Genomic DNA, 1828 nt, shown 5'->3' on the forward strand with positions numbered 1-1828 from the left:
GGCAAATTGAAGGAATGACAGTCGAATATCTAATATGGCGGAAATAAAAAGCGTGTAGTAACATCATCTATTAAATCAGAGTAAAGTTTAGTGCTGAATCGAAAGGTTATTTCCTTTTTGCGGTGGCGCTAAATTTTCATAAATTAAACAAGAAATAAATATACGCACCTGCCTGCCATCCAAGGGTAGGCAGGGATAGATCGATTGGTTCAGGCATACTTACCTTGCTCCTATTCATATATTTGGCGTTGTGAGCAAGCAAAAAAAATGAAAATAGAGAAAGCTATAAAGAATGACTCAAATGATTTAACGGAATTAACTATTCGGTCAAAATCTCATTGGAATTATAGCAAAGAACAAATTGAGGAATGGCGAGACGACTTAACTGTTTCAGAAATTTATATCCTTGAAAAGGAAGTCTACAAGTTGATTAATAGAAATGATTTAATTGGGTATTACTCATATTTTAGAATAAATGATTTAGACGTAAAATTGGAGAATTTATTTATTGAACCTGAATTTATTAGAAAAGGATTCGGCAAAATGCTAATGAATGATTTTCTGCAACGGATTCAAAATGCAAAATTCGAAAGAATTATTTTAGATGCTGATCCTAATGTTGAAAAATTCTATGAAAAGATTGGATTTAAGGTAATTGGGAAATTAGAAACTTCAATTAAAAATAGATTTTTGCCAATAATGGAAATGAAAATAAAGCCAGCTCACAACAATGGCTATAGTTAATACGGGCTTAGTGCTAAACCCATAGTTTATAGCTTTAAACTAAGTCCGCCAAATCTTTTGATTTGGCTTTAATAACAAAAAAGATAAAACAAAATAAAAAATTTTGGCTAAGTGCTTAATCGGAAATTCAATAATTTTAATTCCAGTACTAACCATAGCCGGGTCGTTGTGCAACATTAAAAAACAGCCTGTCACTAATATTTAACAATTCAGAATTAAAATATTTACAGAACTTTAAAAAGGTTGGAATTTTGAAAATATTAACCAGCCAAATAGGTGTTTAAACCAAAAAAATGAAATTAAAGATTTTTGCAATACTCGGACTCGTATTTTTGATTATCAACCAAATAATGCTCTTAGGTGGAAATGAATTTATACAAAAACAAGAACCGATTGATTATGCTCATTGGTTATTATTAATTGGAGCATTACTCTGTTTGACCTTGAACTATATTTTCTCAGATAATATTTTCAGCAATTTAGCAACAGTTTTAACTTCTTTAGGTGTAGTTGCTCTAATCGGACAAGCAACAATTGATTTTTTATGGTGGAGCTATGGAACTGATTTCGAAGGAATGGAGAAATTGACACGTCAAATAATGGAAAGACCATCTATCCGAATTCCGTTTATGACTATCGGACCTGCGTTATTTTATTTTGGACTGATAGCTCACTGTGTTAAATTTATAAAAAAACATACGTTATGGTCAATATTAGTAATTCTTGGAGTTATTGGAATTGGCATAGGCGCATTTGCTTTGGATAGCAGAATGATTATTGTTTGGAGTCATATTTTACTGACAATCGGAATTGCAATGTTAATTTTCAAGAAAAACAACGGAATTCCAATTCAAACGGGATAAATATTGCGAAACAACAAAGATGTGTGTATAAGTAATAACGGTTAAAGTGATAAAACGAAAGTATGAATACAAAACAAAGGTCAGTGCAAAACCGAAAGGTTTGTGAGTAGAAATCCTCTACTCCTCATACACGAGACCGGTTCGAACACACTCAAGAAAATCAATGAAAAGAGAAGTTTTAATAGTACTAATTGGAATTATTTTAATAGGAACTGGTTATT

The 1828-nt window shown here is 31.4% G+C and carries 2 protein-coding genes; both read left to right on the top strand.

The features are described 5' to 3' along the window. Positions 1 to 267 precede the first annotated feature (267 nt). Positions 268 to 744, top strand: a complete 477-nt coding sequence (locus Q0975_RS28290; RefSeq protein WP_299444335.1) for a GNAT family N-acetyltransferase — start codon at positions 268 to 270, stop codon at positions 742 to 744. A 293-nt stretch (positions 745 to 1037) separates the two neighbouring features. After that, on the top strand, positions 1038 to 1607 hold the full coding sequence (locus Q0975_RS28295; protein WP_299444338.1) for a hypothetical protein: 570 nt from the start codon (positions 1038 to 1040) through the stop codon (positions 1605 to 1607). Positions 1608 to 1828: the final 221 nt, after the last annotated feature.

The organism is uncultured Aquimarina sp. (assembly GCF_947500065.1).
In the GTDB taxonomy this organism is placed as follows: Bacteria; Bacteroidota; Bacteroidia; order Flavobacteriales; family Flavobacteriaceae; genus Aquimarina.